Raw genomic sequence first — 19,474 nt, forward strand, 5'->3', positions numbered from 1 at the left:
TCGCGCGCCCCTGTAGGAGCGGCGCGAGCCGCGAGTTTTTGGGCCCTGCGGCGAGGGCCAATGGTTTCAAAAGCTCGCGGCTGGCGCCGCTCCTACAGCGAACCCCAACGGCGCGGTTGGTCGCGTTGCAGGGGCGGCTCAAGCCGCGAGATTTTGGTCAACAAATCCGGCGGCAGTCAGGACTTGTACTTGTATTGATAGTGGTAGCCCTCGTAACCGAAGCGGTGACGTTGGCGGCGGGTGTCGAAACCATTGAAGACGAAGCCCTTGACCGCGGCGCCGCCGTGTTCGAAACGCTTGACGGCCTGTTCCAGCTCGCGGATGGGGTGGCGGCCAGCGCGGGCGACGAGCAGCGTGGCGCCCACCATGCGGCCGATGATGGCGGCGTCGGACACGGCCAGGATGGGGGGGGCGTCGACCAGCAGCACGTCGCAACGGTCTTCGAGCGCTGCGAGCATGTTGGCAAACTGCGGGTGCATGAGCAGTTCGGACGGGTTGGGCGGGATGAGGCCGGTGGTGACCATGTGCAGGTTCTCCACCGCCGTGGGCTTGACGATGACCTCGAGCGTGGCCTTGCCCATGATGTAGTCCGACACGCCGAGGCCGCGCGGCACGCCGAAGGCCTTGTTGATGTGGCCCTTGCGCAAGTCGGCATCGACGATGATGACGCGCTTGCCGGCCTGGGCGAGTACGGCACCGAGGTTTTTGGTGACGAAGCTCTTGCCGACGCCGGGGGCGGGGCCGGTGATGAGGACGGAGCCGCGCTCGGCGCCGAGCAGGGCAAAGTGGAGCGTGGTGCGCAGGCTGCGCAGGCTTTCCATGGCGTCGTCGTCGGGGCTGACGAGGGCGAGCAGTTCGCCCTTGCCGCCCCTGCCGCGCAGGATGCGGCGTTCGATGCCCTCCTCGGCCTTGCTGGCCGGCACGGTGGCGTACACCGGCAGGGCGAGCTCGCGTTCGATGGTCTGCGGGTCTTCCACCACCACGCGCAGGGCGCGGATGGCCCAGACGGTGCCGAGCGCGCCGAGCAGGCCGAGCACGCCCGACAGCAGCAGGATGAGGGCCTTGCGCGGGGCAACGGGGAATTGGGCGGTGACGGCCGAGTCGATGACGCGGACGTCGCCCACGGTGCCGGCACGGGCGACGCGCAGCTGCTGGGCGCTGTTGAGCAGGTTGGTGTAGAGGGCGGTGGCGACTTCGACGTCGCGGCGCAGCTGCAGGGCGACCTGCTGGGTTTCGGGCAGGCGCGAGACGTTGCCTTCGAAGCTGGCGCGGCGGTTGCGCAGGCGACTGATCTGGGCGTCGACAGCGATGACCTGGGGGTGCTCGGAGGTGAAGCGCTGGCGCAGTTCTTCGCGCTTTTGCTGGAGGGCGACGATTTCGTTGTCGGCTTCGACCACCGAGCGCAGCACGGACTGCGTCTCGAGGGTGAGGTCGACCGAGCCGCGCGACTGGCGGTATTCGTTGTAGGCGGCCTCGGCAGTGTCGAGCTGGCCCTTGAGCTCGGGGAGCTGGGCTTCGAGGAAGGCGAGCGTGGATTCTGCCTCGGCCGAGCGGTACTCGACGTTCTGGCGCACGTAGGCGTTGAGGACTTCGTTGAGGATGGATTCGGCCAGGGCGCGGTCGGGGCCGCTGAAGGCGGCTTCGATGACGTTGGACTGGCGGGCGCGTTCGCGCACCTCGAGGTTTTCGCGCAGGGCGGCGATGGCGCTGGTGTGGGCGATGCGGCTGAGGATGAAGCGGGTGTCGGGGCGGGCGACGAGTTCGGCGACGAAGACGCTGACGTGCTCGGCGCTGGCGGGCTCGCCTACGCGGCCGCTGACGAGCAGGGTGCCGGCGTCGTCGAACACGCTGTAGCTGCCGTTGTCGCCCGCGACGAGGGTGAGCGGTTCGCCCATGAGGTAGGGGGCGACTTCGAGGCTTTGCACGGCGATGCGCTCGCCGCCCCAGGCGTAGCCGGACAGGCCGAACAGCGGCGCGGCGGGCTCGACCCCGGCATGGCGGCGGGCGAGCGCGCGGCCAAAGACCGGCAAGTGATGCGGCTGGGCGCGTACGGTGAGGTTGAGGCGGTCGACGACGCGACCGAGGATCATGCGCGAGCGCAGGATCTCGAGTTCGGCGGCGACGGAGGTGGTGTCGCCGAGCACGGCTTCGACGTCGCGCAGCGCGGCGAGGCCGCCCTTGGCGCTCTTCTTGTCTTCGACCTGGACGAGGGCGTCGGCGCGGTAGATGGGGGTGGAGACGAAGGCGACGACCCCGCCCACCAGCACGGCAAAGGTACCGATGGCGAGGATGAGCCACTTGTATTCGAGCAGCACGGCGATGATTTCGCCGAGGTTGATGAAGTCGTCGTTACCGCGCGCGGCGGCGCTGCGGGTGTTGGGGCCGGCTTCGGGCTGGGCGGTGGTGGCGGGATCGCGGCGCAACGGGGTCTTCCTGTCGTATTTGGGTTGATGCGGTGGTCACGGTGACGGCACCGTGCGCGCGGCACGGCGGCGGCCCGCACGCGGCGGGCCGGCCCAGGCCTTACTGGCGGCCGCCGAACAGCGGGTAGCGCACGTCGCTGGTGAAGTTGAGCATCTGCGAGGTGGGCAGGATGTTGCTGACGACACGGTTCCAGCGTGCTACCGGGGCGACGTCGACATAGACCACGTCGCGCGGCAGCAGCGGAAAGCTCTCGGCCAGCAACAAGGCGTCGGGGGTGCGGGCGTTGAGGTGGAAGAGCTCGGACGTGCCGTTGTCGCTGCGCATCACGTAGACCCAGGCGGGGTCGGAGGTGACCTGGTTGACGAAGCCGGCGTCGGCCAGGGCTTCGGCCAGGGTGGTGCGGCGCTTGTTCATGACCATGGAGCCGGGGCGCTGCACTTCGCCGAGCACGAACACCTTGTTGCGGCTGCGGTCGAGCACGTTGACGATGTCGCCGGGCTGCAGCAGCACGTTCTGGCTGGTGTCGCCTTCTTCGTACAGGGCCTGGAGGTCGACGCGGTAGGTTTCGCCGTTGCGGGTGAGCAGCACGTTGCCGTGGTCGGCGTGTTCGGTGATGCCACCGGCACGGTTGACGGCTTCGACCAGCGTCATGCGGATGTCGTCGATGGCGAGCAGGCCGGGCTTGGCGACTTCGCCGACGAGGTACACGCGCTTGCTGCGGAAAGAGACGATGCGGACGTCGAGCTGGACGTTTTCGATGACCTTGGCGAGGCGCTTGGCGAGCAGTTCGCGCACTTCGCGCGGGGTGAGGCCAGCGACCTTGACCACCCCGGCGTAGGGGAAAAAGATGGTGCCGTCGTCGGCCACCAGGGTGCCGGACTGCTCGGCCGAGCGGTAGGAGCCGGCAGGGATGGTGATTTCGGGGTGGTCCCAGACGATGACGTTGATGATGTCGCCGGGGCCGAGGCGGTAGTCCTGGTGGGTGAGACCGGGATCGGGCGCGGTGTTGTCGCCCCGGGTGGCGGTCTGCCCGCCGGCGTTGCCGGTGCGGAAGCGCGAATCGCCCGACGCCTGGCTGGCCTTGAAGTGCTGGATGATGAGTTCGGCCGTGATGGGGGTGATGCTGACCGTGGCCGGCACCTGCTCGCCGCCCTGGGTGACGGGCAACTCGACACGCGATTCGTCGCGCATGAAGCTGCCGCTGACGCCCGGGATGAGCGTGCAGCCACTCAGCGCAGTGGCCGCGGCAACCAGGACAAACCCGCGCAACGCACCCACGGGGTGTGCGGCAGTCGTGCGGCGGGCTGGCAGGTTGGTGCTGGGTGTGTTCATCGGATACCCCGTCTGTATGTTCTCGGTATGTGGCGGTTGCCCATGCTGCTGCGCCACAGGGCAAGGTGCGTGCATCAACCGAGTGCTTTAGCAAGAAGCACACCTGTCATGCCGCACAGCACAAAAGCCGACATTCTATCAGTGCTTTGGCAGTAGCCTAAGACCGTCATGTTACGGCAATGAAACGCCCTCCGTGACGAACTGTAAAGAATTCCGACACTTTTTTTGATGAGGAAAGGGTATCCCCTTTGCAAACAAAGGCAGACCGGGCATTCAAGCCATTGGCATCGCCAGATGCCAGACGCGCACCCACCGGGTTCCGTAGGCGCGGCGCCAGCCGCGAGGGGTTGGGGGCGATGGGGATGGGCGGGTGCGATGAAAAGCTCGCGGCTTGCGCCGCTCCTACAGCAGACCGTGGCGGGCCTCCCCCGTAGGAGCGGCGCCAGCCGCGAGGGGTTGAAGGCGATGGGCGTGGGCGGGTGTGATGAAAGGCTCGCGGCTGGCGCCGCTCCTACAGCAGACCGTGGCGGGCCTCCCCCGTAGGAGCGGCGCGAGCCGCGAGGGGTTGAAGGCGATGGGCGTGGGCGGGTGTGATGAAAGGCTCGCGGCTGGCGCCGCTCCTACAGCAGACCGTGGCGGGCCTCCCCCGTAGGCGCGGCGCGAGCCGCGAGGGGTTGAAGGCGACTGGCGTGGGCGGGGGCGATGAAAGGCTCGCGGCTTGCGCCGCTCCTACAGCAGACCGTGGCGGGCCTCCCCCGTAGGAGCGGCGCGAGCCGCGAGGGGTTGAAGGCGATGGGCGTGGGCGGGTGTGATGAAAGGCTCGCGGCTTGCGCCGCTCCTACCGGGACGACACGCGCCGCAGCTGGCTCCGCTGTAGGAGCGGCGCCAGCCGCGAGGGGTTGAAGGCGATGGGCGTGGGCGGGCGCGAAAGGGCAATCAGCGGTGAAGCACCGATAGCGCGGCGGGGTTGGCTTCGACGATCTTGAGGAGCGCACGCGCTGGACCGGCGGGGCGAACACGGCGCTGCTCCCAGTTCTGCAGCGTCTTGGGTTTGACACCGATGAGATAGGCGAAACGGGTCTGGCTCAGCCCCGTGCGCTCGCGAATGGCCTTGACGTCTGGCTCGGGCAGCTCTCGCGCGACAACGCCGGCGACTGGCTCTCCACGCATGTGGCGCCCCATGTCACGAACGCTTTCCAGCAGTTCTTCAAAGTGCTTGTCATCCATTGCTCACCTCGGTTTCGATTACCTCAGCCAGACGCCTCAGCTGATCCTTGGTCAGGTCCGCCCTGGCATTCTTGGCGTAGGCGTAGATCAGGTAGCACTGCTCGCGGCTGACCCAGTGGTAATAAATCACACGCGCACCGCCCCGCTTACCACGCCCCAGCAGTGCTACACGAAACTTGCGGAGCCCTCGACCACCGGGAATCAGATCTCCCACTGACGGGTTCTCGAGCAAGACCTGCTGCAAGTCCCGAAGCTGTGCGTCCGAGAACAGTGCCTGCGCGCAGCGACTGAAGATAGGGAGTTCTACGAAGACCATGGCGATTGTACGCTAGAAGCGGAGTTAAGGCGGCAGCACATCAGCTGTTGCAGCGCGCAAGCCGGGAGGGTTGGGGGCGATGGGCGGCTCTATAGCCACACGGCATCCCAATGGGGGTACATCCGCACGCTGGGGGCCAGGCCTGCGCGCAGGGGGTTGGCGACGACGTAGCGTGCGAGGGCGTGGAGGTCTTCTTCCTTGCGCAGGGCGTGGTCGTGGAAGCCGGCTGCCCATCGGCGCGTTGCGGGGGTCTGCAGGCTTCGGTTGATCGCGGCCGAAGACCCGGCCTTGAAGGCGCCGACGAGGGCCGAGAGGGTGCCGGCTTCGAGGCGCACGAGCCAGTGCAGGTGATCGGGCATGAGCACCCAGGCGAGTGTGGCGGCGTGGCCGAGTTGGTCGGCGCGGCGCAGGTGGGCGATGGTCAGGCGGGCGAGGTGGAAGTCGTCGAAGAGCCGTGCGCGGCGGTGGGTGACGGTGGTGATGAGGAAGACGCGGCCGGGTTCGGAGACGCGGCCGCGGCGCAGGTCGCAGGCGTGCGGAGGCATCGGCGATGCGGGCCCCGTTCAGTTGAATGTCATTGAGCGGGGGATATTAGCGCGGCGCGGGGTTATGCGTTTGGGTTTTTTTGGAAAAGCTCGCGGCGCGCGTCGGCCCGCGTAGGAGCGGCGCGAGCCGCGAGGGGTTGGGGGCGGTGGGGGTGGGTGGGTGCGATGAAAGGCTCGCGGCTGGCGCCGCTCCCACAGGGGCGCCGGCGGGCGTCAGGTGGCGAGCTTTTGGGCGCGGATGGACTGGTATTCGTCTTGCCAGAACCATTTCTCTTCGCCGAAGGCGGGGACGAGTTGGTCGAGCCAGGTGGCTTTGTCGTCGTACTTGGCGAAGAAGGGGCGCTGGACCCAGTCGGGGTTGCGGCCCTGGATGAAGCGCAGCACGAAGACCTTTTCGCCAGCGATCTCGGTCACGCCCTGGATTTCGACCTTGCCGGGGCTGGCGCTCATGCTGGGGCCGCGGGCGGTGCGGGCGAGGCCGGAGACTTGCTGGATGGCTTGCTGGTAGATCTCCCAGGCGCGCACGAGGGGGACTTCGAAGTAGTTGCGGGCGCCAGTGTCGCGTTCGACGAACATGTAGTAGGGAACGATGCCGAGCTTGACTTCCATCTTCCACAGTTTGGCCCATACGGCGGGGTCGTCGTTGATGTGGGCGATGAGCGGGCCTTGGGCGCGGATGACGACGCCGGTGGCGCGCACGCGGCGGATGGCGGCCTGGGCGGCGTCGGTGTCGAGTTCCTTCCAGTGGTTGTAGTGCGCCATGAGGGCGACGTGCTTGCCGGATTCGACGAGCTGGGCGAGCAGGCGCATGAGGTCGTCGGCGTCGTCGGCGCCGAGGAAGCGGTGCGGCCAGAAGGTGAGCGCCTTGGAGCCGATGCGGATGGTCTGGATGTGGTCGAACTCGGGTTGCAGGAGGGGTTCGAGGTAGTCGCGCAGGTGGCGCGTCTTCATGACCATGGGGTCGCCGCCGGTGACGAGCAGGTCGGTGACTTCGGTGTGCTGGCGCAGGTAGGCGTGCAGCGCGCTGGCTTCGGACGATGCGATGCGCAGGTCCTTGTCGCCGACGAACTGCGCCCAACGGAAGCAGAAGGTGCAGTAGGCGTGACAGGTCTGGCCCTGGCTGGGGAAGAAGAGGACGGTTTCGCGGTACTTGTGCTGCATGCCGTCGAGGCGGTGGCCTTCGTCGTCGACCGGCATGTTCATCTGCATCTGGTCGGCGGGGTGCGGGTTGAGGGCGTGGCGGACTTCGTCGATGGCACGTTCGAGTTCGTCCTTGGGGGCTTCGGCACGCAGCAAGGCGGCGATGCGGTCGTAGTGCTCGGGGGCGAGCATGCCGCGCTGCGGGAAGGTGAGCTGGAAGATGGGGTCGTCGGGGACGTGGCGCCAGTCGATGAGTTCGTCGATGACGTATTGGTTGACGCGGAACGGCAGCACCGAGGAGACGACCTTCATTTCGAAGCGCTGTTCGGGCGACAGGCGGGCCAGCGGGGCGATGCGGTCGAGGTCGCGCTGGGTGTAGACCTTGAAGGGCACGGGTTCGAACAGGCTGGCGCCGTCGAGGGGCTTGAGGGCGTGGACTTGCGCGTTCATGTGTTGTCCTCCAGTTGTGTCGGGGGCGGTCCCCGTTTTTTGGGCTGGCAATGCTACGGCGCAAAGTGAATTGTCGCAAATGTGACTGGAGGACGGGGGGATTGGTTCCGTGGGGAAAGGGGCGCGGCGCTTGGTCTTGCTGTGGGAGCGGCGCGAGCCGCGAGGGGTTGGGGTGGCTGCGATGGGCGGGGTCGCCTTCAGACCCTCGCGGCTGGCGCCGCTCCTACGGGGGGGGCGGCGCTTGGTTTGCGGTAGGAGCGGCGCGAGCCGCGAGGGTTTTGTGGGGGGCGTGGGGGTGCAGGCGAAAAAAAGGGCCTGCTTGCGCAGGCCCTCGCCGACAGGCACCCGGGCGCGTGGCCCGGGTCTCCCTCCCCATCGATCAAAACGGTTGTGTGGCGGTGCTCACTCGAATTCGATGATGACTTCGTCGACCGAGAGGCTGGCGCCGGGCTTGGCGACGATCTTCTTGACCTTGCCGTCCTGCTCGGCCTTGAGCACGTTTTCCATCTTCATGGCTTCGATGATGGCGAGCTTCTCGCCCGCCTTGACCTCCTGGCCCTCGGCCACCGCCACCTCGCGCAGCAGGCCGGGCATCGGCGACAGCAGGAACTTCGACAGGTCGGGCGGCAGCTTCTCGGGCATCAGCGACAGCAGGTGGGCGGCGCGCACCGTCATCACCATCGGCTCGACCTGCAGGCCGAAGTGCGAGATGCGGTAGCGCAGGCCCCGACGCTCGATCTGCAGGCAGATCGGCGCGCCATTGACCGTGCCGGTAAACAGCAGGTCGCCGAACTTCCAGTCGGACACGATGTTGTAGCTGCGGCCCTCATGGGTGACGGCGAGACCGCCCGGGATGAGCTGGGTGTGCACCGCGTACTGTTTGCCGCCCATCACCACCACCCAGTCGGAGGCCACCTTGCGGCCGTGCCCGGCAAGCTGGCCCTCGATCTGCACCGCGCGCTCGATGTAGCGGCTGCGGGCAAAGGTGGCCACCGCGGCGAGCAGCGCCGGGTCGTCGTGCGGCACCATCGAGGCGTCGAAGCCCTGCGGGTACTCCTCGGCGATGAACCCGGTGTTGAAGTGTCCCGAGCAGAAGCGCGGGTGCTGAAGCAGCGCGGCCTGGAAGGGGATGTTCGAGCTGATGCCGCGGATCACGAAGGCGTTGAGCGCGTCACGCATGCGCTCGATGGCCTGCTCTCGGTTCGCACCGTGCACGATCAGCTTGGCGATCATCGAATCGTAGTACATCGAGATCTCGCCGCCCTCGTACACCCCGGTGTCGACGCGCACGCCGTTGCCTTCGGCCGGCGCCTGGAACTTCACCAGGCGGCCGGTGGAGGGCAGGAAACCGCGGAACGGGTCTTCGGCGTTGATGCGGCACTCCATCGACCAGCCGTCGATCTTCACGTCGGCCTGGCTGAGCGGCAGCTTTTCGCCGTAGGCGACGCGGATCATCTGCTCGACGAGGTCCAGCCCGGTGATGAGTTCGGTGACCGGGTGCTCGACCTGCAGGCGGGTGTTCATCTCGAGGAAGTAGAACTCCTTGGTGGCGCCGGAGACGACGAACTCGACCGTGCCGGCCGATTCGTAGTTCACCGCGCGTGCCAGGGCAACGGCCTGCTCACCCATGGCACGGCGCATCTCGGGGTCGACGAAGGGGCTGGGGGCTTCTTCGATGACCTTCTGGTGGCGGCGCTGGATGGAGCAGTCGCGCTCGTTGAGGTACACGTAGTTGCCATGCGAGTCGCCGAGCACCTGGATTTCGATGTGGCGGGGCTCGAGGACGTACTTTTCGATGAAGACGCGGTCGTCGCCGAAGGCGTTGCGGGCTTCGTTGACGCAGGAGGCGAAGCCTTCGTGCGCTTCCTTGTCGTTGAAGGCGACGCGCAGGCCCTTGCCGCCACCGCCGGCGGAGGCCTTGATCATGACCGGGTAGCCGATCTTCCTGGCGATCTCGACGGCTTCGTCGGGGCCGGCAATGGCGTCGTTGTAGCCGGGGATGGTGTTGACGCCGGCTTCGATGGCGAGCTTCTTGGACTCGATCTTGTCGCCCATCTTGGCGACCGAGTAGTGCTTCGGGCCGATGAACTTGATGCCTTCTTCTTCCAGGCGGCGCGAGAACTCGGCGTTCTCGGACAGGAAGCCGTAGCCCGGGTGGACGGCCTCGGCGCCGGTCTGCTTGCAGGCGGCGATGATCTTGTCGATGACGAGATAGGACTCTTTGGACGGCGCCGGGCCGATGCAGACGGCTTCGTCGGCCATTTCGACAAAGAGCGCGTCCTTGTCGGCCTCGGAGTGCACGGCGACGGTGGCGATGCCCATCTTGCGGGCGGTCTTGATGACGCGGCAGGCGATTTCACCGCGGTTTGCGATCAGGATCTTTTTAAACATGCGTGGTCTCCGCGGTGAAATCGCAACGTGCTTCGCACGCAAGGCGATGTGACTTCGTCGCTGCGCCGCTTCGCGGCTGGTCACCGCGGTTTGCGATCAGGATCTTTTTAAACATTTAACGTATTCCTCGTGCGCGGATCAGAGCGGGATGTTGCCGTGCTTGCGCCACGGGTTCTCGAGCTGCTTGTCCTTGAGCATCGACAGCGAGCGGCAGATGCGCTTGCGGGTTTCGTGCGGCATGATCACGTCGTCGATGAAGCCGCGCGCGCCGGCCACGAAGGGGTTGGCGAAGCGCTGCTTGTACATGGCTTCGCGCTCGGCGATCTTCTCGGGGTCGTTCTTTTCTTCGCGGAAGATGATCTCGACCGCGCCCTTGGGGCCCATGACGGCGATTTCGGCGCTGGGCCAGGCGAAGTTGACGTCGCCGCGCAGGTGCTTGGACGACATGACGTCGTAGGCGCCGCCGTAGGCCTTGCGGGTGATGAGGGTGACCTTGGGCACGGTGCATTCGGCGTAGGCGTAGAGCAGCTTGGCGCCGTGCTTGATGATGCCGCCGTATTCCTGCGCGGTGCCGGGCATGAAGCCGGGGACGTCGACCAGGGTGACGACCGGGATGTTGAAGGCGTCGCAGAAGCGGACGAAGCGCGCGGCCTTGATCGAGCTCTTGATGTCGAGGCAGCCGGCGAGCACCAGCGGCTGGTTGGCGACGATGCCGACCGGGGCGCCTTCCATGCGCGCGAAGCCGATGATGATGTTCTTGGCGTAGTCGGGCTGGAGCTCGAAGAAGTCGCCGTCGTCGACCATCTTGACGATCAGTTCCTTCATGTCATACGGCTGGTTGGCGTTGCTCGGCACGAGGGTGTCGAGCGAGTAGTCGAGGCGGTCGGCGGGGTCGACCGAGGGCACGACCGGCGGCTTGTCGCGGTTGCTGCCGGGGATGTAGCCGACCAGGCGGCGGGTCATCATGAGCGCTTCGACGTCGTTCTCGAAGGCGAGGTCGGCCACGCCGGACTTGCTGGTGTGGGTGACGGCGCCACCGAGCTCTTCGGCGGTGACTTCTTCGTGGGTCACGGTCTTCACGACTTCGGGACCGGTCACGAACATGTAGGACGAGTCCTTGACCATGAAGATGAAGTCGGTCATCGACGGCGAGTACACCGCACCGCCTGCGCAGGGGCCCATGATGAGCGAGATCTGCGGCACGACGCCGGAGGCGAGCACGTTGCGCTGGAACACGTCGGCGTAGCCGCCGAGCGAGTCGACGCCTTCCTGGATGCGGGCGCCGCCCGAGTCGTTGAGGCCGATGACCGGGGCGCCGACCTTCATGGCGTGGTCCATGACCTTGCAGATCTTTTCGGCGTGGGTTTCGGACAGCGAGCCGCCGAAGACGGTGAAGTCCTGCGAGAACACGAACACGAGGCGGCCGTTGACGGTGCCGTAGCCGGTGACGACGCCGTCGCCCGGGATGTGGTCGGCGTTCATGCCGAACTCGGCGCAGCGGTGCTCCTTGAACATGTCCCACTCTTCGAAGCTGTCGTCGTCGAGCAGCAGCAGGATGCGTTCGCGGGCGGTCAGCTTGCCCTTGGCGTGCTGGGCGTCGATGCGCTTCTGGCCACCGCCGAGGCGGGCCTTCTCGCGCTTTTCCTCCAGCTGGCGAATGATTTCTTGCATTGATGACCTCCTGTCAGATCTCTGTGTTGCGTCGTGCCGGCCGGGAAAGCCGGTGGGTGTGTGTCAGGCTTGGGACTGAATACGTGTAACGGCAGACTTGCGGTTTCAGCTTTGCAGATGGCCGAGCAGGCGCAGCGCGGCGAGCGAGGGGGTGGTACCGCCCTCTTCCACCGCGCGCGCCAGCGCCGGCAGTTCTTCCTTGACCCGGGGGTGGCTGCGGAAACGGCTGCGCAGCCCGGAGTCGATCATTTCCCACATCCAGGCCAGGGCCTGGTGGCGGCGCTTGGCGTCGAGCTCGCCGGTGGCGGTGAGCGCCTTGCGGTAGTCCATCACCGTGGTCCAGAACTCGGCCACGCCTTCCTTGCGCAGCGCCGACAGGGTGAGCACCGGGACCGTCCAGTTGGGGCTGGCTGGACGCAGCATGTGCAGCGCGGTCTTGATCTGCGACTTGGCGCGCATGGCGGCGGCGGGGTCGATGTCGGCCTTGTTGATGACGATCAGATCGGCGATCTCCATGATGCCTTTCTTGATCGCCTGCAGGTCGTCGCCCGCGTTGGGCAGCTGCAGCAGGCAGAAGATGTCGGTCATGCCGGCGACGGCGGTTTCGGACTGGCCGACGCCGACGGTCTCGACAATGATGACGTCGAAGCCGGCGGCTTCGCAGACCAGCATGGTCTCGCGCGTTTTCTCGGCCACGCCGCCCAGGCTGCAGGCCGAGGGGCTGGGGCGGATGAAGGCGGCGGTGTTCTGGCTGAGCAGTTCCATGCGCGTCTTGTCGCCGAGGATGGAGCCGCCGGTGACCGAGGACGAGGGGTCGACCGCCAGTACGGCGACGCGCAGCCCCTGCTCGATGAGGTAGAGGCCGAGCGCTTCGATGAAGGTAGATTTGCCCACGCCCGGCACGCCGGAAATGCCCACCCGCATCGCTCCGCCGGTGCTCGGCAGCAGGGCCTCGAGCACGTGGCGGGCCCGCTCCTTGTGGTCCTCGCGCTGGGATTCGATGAGCGTGATGGTCTTGGCGAGCGGCCGCAGCTGCCCCGCCAGAACGCCGTCGACGAGGGCTTGGTCCGTGGGATCGAGGGGGTGGGACGTGGGCGAAAGCATGGTCGGTGGGGTGTTCGTGGCCTTTGCGGTACGGGTGTGGCGGGTTGCGGTGGAAAAAGCTCGCGGCTTGCGCCGCTCCTACGGTGTGATGCTGTAGGAGCGGCGCAAGCCGCGAGGTTTTTTGGGCGGTGTCGCCTTCGACCCCTCGCGGCTGGCGCCGCTCCTACGGTGTGCCGATACGTTTTGTTCAATTGCTCCGGCGGCAAGGCCGCCGGTGTTCGCCCTTATGCCTTGCGCGCTGCGCGGATCTGCTTGAGCACTTCGCGCGCGGCGGTGGGGATGGGGGTGCCGGGGCCGAAGATGCCCTTGGCGCCGGCGGCGTAGAGCGCGTCGTAGTCCTGCGCGGGGATGACGCCGCCGACGAAGGTGATGATGTCGTCGGCGCCGAGGCGCTTGAGCTCGTTGACGATCTGCGGCACGAGCGTCTTGTGGCCGGCGGCGAGGCTGGAGCAGCCGACGGCGTGGACGTCGTTCTCGACCGCGTGGCGGGCGGCTTCTTCCGGGGTCTGGAAGAGCGGGCCGATATCGATGTCGAAGCCGAGGTCGGCGAAGGCCGAGGCGACGACCTTGGCGCCGCGGTCGTGGCCGTCCTGGCCGAGCTTGGCGATCATGACGCGCGGGCGGCGGCCTTCTTCGGCGATGAAGGCTTCGATGTCGGCCTTGAGGGCCTTCCAGTCTTCCTGTTCTTCCACGACGGCTCCATAGACGCCGGACACGGCTTGCGGGTTGGCGCGGTAGCGGCCGAAGACCTTTTCGAGCGCGTCGGAGACTTCGCCGACGGTGGCGCGCAGGCGGATGGCCTTGACGGTGAGGTCGAGCAGGTTGCCGTCGCCGGTTTCGGCGCACTGGGTGAGGGCGTCGAGCGCGGCCTGCACGGCGGCGGTGTCGCGGTTGGCGCGCACCTGGGCGAGGCGGGCGATCTGCGACTCGCGCACGGCGTGGTTGTCGATGTCGAGGATCTCGATCGGGTCTTCCTTGGCGAGCTTGTACTTGTTGACGCCGACGATGACGTCCTTGCCGGAGTCGATGCGGGCCTGCTTGTCGGCGGCGCATTCCTCGACCTTCATCTTGGCCCAGCCGGATTCGACGGCCTTGGTCATGCCGCCCATGGACTCGATCTCTTCGATCAGCGCCCAGGCCTTGTCGGCCATGTCCTGGGTGAGCTTTTCCATCATGTAGGAGCCGGCCCAGGGGTCGACGACGTTACAGATGTGGGTCTCTTCCTGGATGATGATCTGGGTGTTGCGGGCGATGCGGGCGGAGAACTCGGTGGGCAGGGCGATGGCTTCGTCGAGCGCGTTGGTGTGCAGCGACTGGGTGCCGCCGAACACCGCGGCCATGGCCTCGATGGTGGTGCGCACGACGTTGTTGTACGGGTCCTGCTCGGTGAGCGACCAGCCGGAGGTCTGCGAGTGGGTGCGCAGCATCATCGACTTGGGGCTCTTGGGGTTGAACTGCTTCATGATGCGCCACCACAGCAGACGCGCGGCACGCATCTTGGCGATCTCGAGGTAGAAGTTCATGCCCACTGCCCAGAAGAAGGACAGGCGGCCGGCAAAGGTGTCGACGTCCATGCCGCTGGCGATGCCGGTGCGCACGTACTCGAGGCCGTCGGCCAGGGTGAAGGCGAGCTCGATGGCCTGGTTGGCGCCCGCTTCCTGGATGTGGTAGCCCGAGATCGAGATGCTGTTGAACTTGGGCATGTTGGCCGACGTGTACTGGAAGATGTCGGCGATGATCTTCATCGACGGCGTCGGCGGGTAGATGTAGGTGTTGCGGACCATGAACTCCTTGAGGATGTCGTTCTGGATGGTCCCGGAGAGCTTGTCCTGCGACACGCCCTGCTCTTCGGCGGCGATGATGTAGCCGGCGAGGATGGGGAGCACTGCGCCGTTCATGGTCATGGAGACGGAGATCTTGTCGAGCGGGATGCCGTCGAACAGGATCTTCATGTCTTCGACCGAGTCGATGGCCACGCCGGCCTTGCCGACGTCGCCGGTGACACGCGGGTGGTCGGAGTCGTAGCCGCGGTGGGTGGCGAGGTCGAAGGCGACCGACACGCCCTGGCCGCCGGCGGCGAGCGCCTTGCGGTAGAAGGCGTTGGAGGCTTCGGCGGTGGAGAAACCCGCGTACTGGCGGATGGTCCACGGCTTGACGGCGTACATGGTGGGCTGCGGGCCGCGCAGGAAGGGTTCGAAGCCGGGCAGCGTGTCGGCGTGCTTGAGGTCGGCGGTGTCGGCCTTGGTGTACAGCGGCTTGACGACCAGCCCTTCGGGCGTGACCCAGTTGAGCTTGGTGACGTCGCCGCCCGGGGCGTGCTTGGCGGCGGCCTTGTTCCAGGCCTCGATGTCGGCCTGGTTGTAGGTGGGCTCGTTGGACTGGTTGCTTTGCGACATGGGAAACCTCTCTGCTTCGGCAGCTCGCGGAGCTGCTGGACGATATCGGATCAGACACAACCCGCGCCGCGACAAGTGCGGCACGTAGGCGACGAACCGGCCACCCGCAGCCCTGCTGCGGGTGGCCGTCGACGCTTCTGGCGCAACGCGGCCCCCCTTTTGTCACCAGGCTTTGGCCTGGCGCCTCCCTGCCGCGTCGCACACGGGAAGTTGACTTGTTCTACCAGCGGAATAATACTTTATCCATAATTATGAACGCAATGGCCTCTCTAGCCGACGCACGAACAGCCCGCGGCGGGTGTCTTAGGCGTGGCGCGAGCCGCGAGGGGTTGAAGGTGTTGGGGCTGGATCGCCGCCGAAAAGGCTCGCGGCTGGCGCCGCTCCTACGGGGGGCGCGGCGCTTGGTGTTGCGGTAGGAGCGGCGCGAGCCGCGAGGTTTTGAAGGCGACGGGGGTCGGACCAGCCGCAATTCGCTCGCGGCCGGCGCTGGTCCTACGGCAAAATCCACTGCGGCGCTATTGCCCTGTGGGCGCGCCGGCCTTTGCATCTGAGAAGTCGGAGACCGCACAAAGCAACATGAACGCTTCGAGAATCGCGCCCATGGCGCTGTACCAGGAAGTCGCCGAGCGCCTTCGGCAGCGCATCTATTCGCACGAGCTGGCGCCGGGCACCTGGGTGGACGAGCAGGCGCTGGCCGAGCACTACGGCATCTCACGCACACCGCTGCGCGAGGCGCTGAAGGTGCTCGCCTCCGAGGGGCTGGTGACGCTCAAGCCGCGCCGCGGCTGTTACGTGACCGAGATCTCCGAGCGTGACCTCGACGAGGTGTTCAGCGTGATGTCGATGCTCGAGGGCGAGTGCGCACGAGCCTCGGCCATGCGCGCCACCGACGGCGACCTGACGCGCCTGCGCGCGATCCACGCCGACCTGGAGAAGGCGGCGGCGGCGGACGACATCGACGGCTTCTTCGAGGCCAACCAGAACTTCCACCGCAGCCTGCAGGAGATCGCCGACAACCGCTGGTTGCTGCACGTGATCGAAGACCTGCGCAAGGTGATCAAGCTGTCGCGCCACCATTCGCTGTTCTCGGACGGGCGGCTGGAGCAGTCGCTGGAAGAGCACCGCGACATCCTCGGCGCCCTCCTCGCCCGCGACGGCGAGCGTGCCGAGCAGCTCATGCGCCACCACATCCGCAGCGGCCGCGCCGCGCTGGCCCGCATCGCCGTGGCCAAGGCCGACGACGCTCCGCTTGCCGCGCCGGAGACCGAGGCGCAGGCAGAGGCCTGAGCGGCCGTCGGGTTCAGCCTGCGGCCAGGGCGACCGCCGCCGCAAGGTAGAGCTTGATGGCCGACGCGGCCGCAAACAGCCCGATTGCCCAGATGAGCATGCGCTGGTCGCGGCGCGACCATTCGGGGATCTTTGCGCGCTCGAGCTGCGGCTTGAGCTCGCGCGCGATGCTGCGCGTCAGCTTGGTACGCGGCGCTGCAAGCTGGTCCTGCGCGGTCTTGATGGCGCGAAGGTGCCGGTTGAGCGCGATGACCGGGGCGATGAGCAGTAGCCCGCTGAGGACGCTGAGAAGCTCGGCGATGGCGCCGGCAAGCGCGGCCGTCATTTCTTGAGCGTTGCCGGCCTTGCACTGCTGCGCGCCAGCGTCGCCCGGCGCCGGCGCTTGGCAAAGGCTGCGCGCCACTCTCGATCGAGCGCTGCCTTGAAGACGGCGTCTTCGAGTACGCCTGCGAGGGCGTTCCGGAGCGCGCCTGGGGCAAGGTCCTGCGGCGCGTCGTCCGGCACTTCCTCGATCCAGGGCGGAAGGCCTGTGCGGGCACCCGCGCTCGCATCCAGCCGCTGCCCCTGCGGAGCCAGTTCGACCCAGGGCGGGGCTTCGCCCCCCTGCGCTGCCTGACCCGACGCCTGCTCGATCGGCACGATGCTGAACTCGAGGCGATGCCCCAGTTCGGCGAGGATGCGCTCCATCGTGAGCACGCTGATGCCTCGCTTGCCCCAGACGCCGTTCTCGATTCTGCTGAGGTCGGCCTGGTCGATGCCGGTGCGCTCGGACAGCGCTTTTTGCGTCATGCCATGCGCTTCGCGCAAGGTCCGCAGGGCGCGACCGAACGCGAGGTAGCGCTGCGCAGCCTGGTAGCCGGCCTGAAACTCGGGGGTATCGCCGGCGGCCTCGGCAAGCGCCGCGGTGAGGTCATTCGCGCCGCCCTTGCGTGCGGCGGCAACGCGGAAGGTTCGGCCGCCGGTGCGCGTTACCGAATACCTCGTGTCACTCTCGCTCATTCTTCACCCTTCATAGATCCACGCTGCGCGCCCGCGCCAGCCTGACTGCAGCGTCCACGGCACGGGTCTTGTCGCCATGACCCGCGGCTCCCGGCAAGCCAAAACCCGTCATGGCCATGAACACGGGGCGGCCGAAGTCTGCCTGGCACAGCGCTGCCACCAGCCCGCACGCGTCGCTACCCCAGAAAACCCGGTAAAAAACGGTGACGGCTCCGGCCCGGTGCTGTTCGTCGAAGACGCTTTCGATGCCGTAGCTCGCGCCGAGGTAGGGGGCGTTCGGAAACTGCACACCGTCGCAGAGGCTGTCGAACACGGCCGCAAACTGCGACAGCGCGAGCAGGTGGGGGCCGGGACCCAGCCGTGCGATGGCAAGCGCCTCTCTCCTGGCTCGCGGGTGGTGCAGGTCCGTACTGGCGAGCTTCACACGCCCTGCCCCATTATGGTCTTTTTCCCATGAATGACAAGGGCGCCTCGACTCATGGCTCGCTCGTCTCGCTGCGCGTCACCAGGACCTGGTCGATGCGGTAGTTGTCGATGTCGACGACCTCGAACTTGTAGCCCGCATAGACCACGAAGTCGGTGCGCTTGGGGACCTTGCGCAGGCGGTACATGAGGAAGCCGGCGACCGTTTCGTAGTTCTGGAAGCCCTCGAAGACTTCGATGTCGAGCGCCTGCATGACGTCTTCGATCGGGGTGACGCCGTCGATGAGCCAGGAGTTGTCGTCGCGGCGGACGATGAGTTCTTCCTGGAAGGGGCTGACGAGATCCCCCATGACCGTGTTCATGACGTCCTGCAAAGACAGCAGCCCTACGACCAGGGCGTATTCGTTGAGTACGAGCGCGAAGTCTTCCTTGGCGTCGCGAAAGCGCTCGAGGGCTTCGAACAGGCTGAGCGTGTCGGGCAGCATGAGGACCTTGCGCACGATGGGCTGGGTGCGCAGCGAGAGGTCCTGGCCATTGACGATGCGCGGCAGGATGTCCTTGGCGTCGACATAGCCGATGACGCTGTCGATGCCGTCCTCGCACACCGGGAACTTGCCGTGCGGGTGCGCGGAGATCTTGCGCCGGATGCTCTCTTCGGATTCGCTGAGGGTGAGAAAGACGATGCTCTCGCGCGAGGTCATGGCCGAGGGCACGATGCGCGAGTCGAGCTCGAAGACGTTGCTGATGAGGTGCTGCTCCTGGCGCAGCAGCGCGCCAGCCTGGGCGCCGGCATCGGCCATGGCGACGATGTCGTCGGCGGTAATGTCTTCGGTACGCTTGCTCGGCACCTTGAACCAGCGGAACAGGATGTTGGCGAGCCCGTTGAACACCCACACCAGGGGCGCAAAAACCCAGATGCAGGCCTGCATGGGCCGCACCAGGCCGACCGCGATGCGCTCGGGCTCGACCATGGCCAGGCGCTTGGGCATGAGGTCGGCGAACAGCACGAACAGCGAGGTGACGAAGACGAAGGACACCACAAAGCTGAGGGTGTGAAGCCGCGGCCCGTCGTACACCAGGCCGATGGCAGCGGCGACATGGGGCGACAGGGCCTGCTCGCCGACGATACCGCCGAGGATGGCGACGGCATTGAGGCCGATCTGCACGACGGTGAAGAAGTTGCCTGGGTTGTCCTGCAGCGCGAGCACGCGCTGGGCATTGACGTGGCCACCTTCGGCCATGAGGCGGAGCTTGATCTTGCGCGAAGCGGCGAGCGAGATCTCGGACATCGAGAAGAAGGCGCTCGCGATGATGAGCAAAAAGATGATGAACAGATCGTTGGACAGCACGACGACTCCTTTGGGAGATGACTCTCGGTCAAGAGGCCCCGCCGGAAGGCAAAACCAGGTTGGGTAGGTCGTGAAGTCTATCACCAGCAGCCCACGCCCCCCTGTAGGAGCGGCGCGAGCCGCGAGGGGTTGAGGGTGATGGGCGTTGGGCGGGTGCGATGAAAGGCTCGCGGCTGGCGCCGCTCCTACAGGAGAGCGCCGCAGCGTGTGTTCCCACCGTAGGAGCAGTGCGAGCCGCGAGGGGTTGAAGGCGATGGGCGTTGGGTGGGTGCGATGAAAGGCTCGCGGCTGGCGCCGCTCCTACAGGAGAGCGCCGCAGCGTGTGTTCCCACCGTAGGAGCGGCGCAAGCCGCGAGGGGTTGAAGGCGATGGGCGTTGGGCGGGTGCGATGAAAGGCTCGCGGCTGGCGCCGCTCCTACG

General features: G+C 66.8%; 15 protein-coding genes. 1 reads left to right on the forward strand and 14 read right to left on the reverse strand.

Annotated features, from left to right (window positions below; genetic code table 11):
- Window positions 1–176 precede the first annotated feature (176 nt).
- The 10 genes from LQF09_RS15590 to scpA all read right to left on the reverse strand — a co-directional run bounded on the left by LQF09_RS15590 (window position 177) and on the right by scpA (window position 14,996).
- A complete protein-coding gene (locus LQF09_RS15590; RefSeq protein ID WP_270068376.1) occupies window positions 177–2,423 on the reverse strand; it encodes a polysaccharide biosynthesis tyrosine autokinase in 2,247 nt (748 codons plus the stop codon).
- Window positions 2,424–2,523: 100 nt separating this feature from the next.
- Window positions 2,524–3,756: a polysaccharide export protein gene (locus LQF09_RS15595; RefSeq protein WP_270068377.1), complete on the reverse strand. Its 1,233-nt coding sequence runs from the start codon at window positions 3,754–3,756 to the stop codon at window positions 2,524–2,526.
- Between the two features lie 936 nt (window positions 3,757–4,692).
- Window positions 4,693–4,983, reverse strand: coding sequence for a helix-turn-helix domain-containing protein (locus LQF09_RS15600; protein WP_002945515.1), 291 nt, complete (start codon window positions 4,981–4,983; stop codon window positions 4,693–4,695).
- On the reverse strand, window positions 4,976–5,299 hold the full coding sequence (locus LQF09_RS15605; RefSeq protein ID WP_002933838.1) for a type II toxin-antitoxin system RelE/ParE family toxin: 324 nt from the start codon (window positions 5,297–5,299) through the stop codon (window positions 4,976–4,978). Before LQF09_RS15605 ends, LQF09_RS15600 begins: the two co-directional genes overlap by 8 nt.
- Before the next feature lie 89 nt (window positions 5,300–5,388).
- Window positions 5,389–5,844: an REP-associated tyrosine transposase gene (locus LQF09_RS15610; RefSeq protein ID WP_270068378.1), complete on the reverse strand. Its 456-nt coding sequence runs from the start codon at window positions 5,842–5,844 to the stop codon at window positions 5,389–5,391.
- A 213-nt stretch (window positions 5,845–6,057) separates the two neighbouring features.
- The gene (locus tag LQF09_RS15615; protein ID WP_270068379.1) at window positions 6,058–7,434 is read right to left on the reverse strand and encodes a KamA family radical SAM protein; all 1,377 of its coding nucleotides are present in this window, start codon (window positions 7,432–7,434) and stop codon (window positions 6,058–6,060) included.
- Between the two features lie 402 nt (window positions 7,435–7,836).
- Window positions 7,837–9,825, reverse strand: coding sequence for an acetyl-CoA carboxylase biotin carboxylase subunit (accC, locus tag LQF09_RS15620; protein ID WP_270068380.1), 1,989 nt, complete (start codon window positions 9,823–9,825; stop codon window positions 7,837–7,839).
- A gap of 138 nt (window positions 9,826–9,963) precedes the next feature.
- The gene (locus LQF09_RS15625) at window positions 9,964–11,496 is read right to left on the reverse strand and encodes an acyl-CoA carboxylase subunit beta (protein WP_002934186.1); all 1,533 of its coding nucleotides are present in this window, start codon (window positions 11,494–11,496) and stop codon (window positions 9,964–9,966) included.
- A gap of 105 nt (window positions 11,497–11,601) precedes the next feature.
- A complete protein-coding gene (gene meaB, locus LQF09_RS15630) occupies window positions 11,602–12,600 on the reverse strand; it encodes a methylmalonyl Co-A mutase-associated GTPase MeaB (RefSeq protein ID WP_037985178.1) in 999 nt (332 codons plus the stop codon).
- A gap of 224 nt (window positions 12,601–12,824) precedes the next feature.
- Window positions 12,825–14,996: a methylmalonyl-CoA mutase gene (gene scpA, locus LQF09_RS15635; protein WP_270068381.1), complete on the reverse strand. Its 2,172-nt coding sequence runs from the start codon at window positions 14,994–14,996 to the stop codon at window positions 12,825–12,827.
- 576 nt (window positions 14,997–15,572) lie between these two features.
- Here scpA and LQF09_RS15640 point away from each other — a divergent pair.
- Window positions 15,573–16,283, forward strand: coding sequence for a GntR family transcriptional regulator (locus LQF09_RS15640; protein WP_051018607.1), 711 nt, complete (start codon window positions 15,573–15,575; stop codon window positions 16,281–16,283).
- Between the two features lie 13 nt (window positions 16,284–16,296).
- On the opposite strand, the gene LQF09_RS15645 is transcribed toward LQF09_RS15640, so the two are convergent.
- From LQF09_RS15645 to LQF09_RS15660, 4 genes are read right to left on the reverse strand one after another with little or no spacing between them, the layout of a single operon-like run.
- A complete protein-coding gene (locus tag LQF09_RS15645; protein ID WP_270068382.1) occupies window positions 16,297–16,608 on the reverse strand; it encodes a hypothetical protein in 312 nt (103 codons plus the stop codon).
- Window positions 16,605–17,282, reverse strand: a complete 678-nt coding sequence (locus LQF09_RS15650; RefSeq protein ID WP_270068383.1) for a helix-turn-helix domain-containing protein — start codon at window positions 17,280–17,282, stop codon at window positions 16,605–16,607. Before LQF09_RS15650 ends, LQF09_RS15645 begins: the two co-directional genes overlap by 4 nt.
- A gap of 10 nt (window positions 17,283–17,292) precedes the next feature.
- Window positions 17,293–17,706, reverse strand: a complete 414-nt coding sequence (locus LQF09_RS15655) for a hypothetical protein (protein ID WP_002934048.1) — start codon at window positions 17,704–17,706, stop codon at window positions 17,293–17,295.
- A gap of 52 nt (window positions 17,707–17,758) precedes the next feature.
- Window positions 17,759–19,054 (reverse strand): hemolysin family protein, encoded by a 1,296-nt coding sequence (locus tag LQF09_RS15660; protein ID WP_002934046.1) that lies wholly within the window; start codon window positions 19,052–19,054, stop codon window positions 17,759–17,761.
- Window positions 19,055–19,474: the final 420 nt, after the last annotated feature.

Source organism: Thauera sp. WB-2, from assembly GCF_027594845.1.
GTDB lineage: Bacteria > Pseudomonadota > Gammaproteobacteria > Burkholderiales > Rhodocyclaceae > Thauera > Thauera mechernichensis.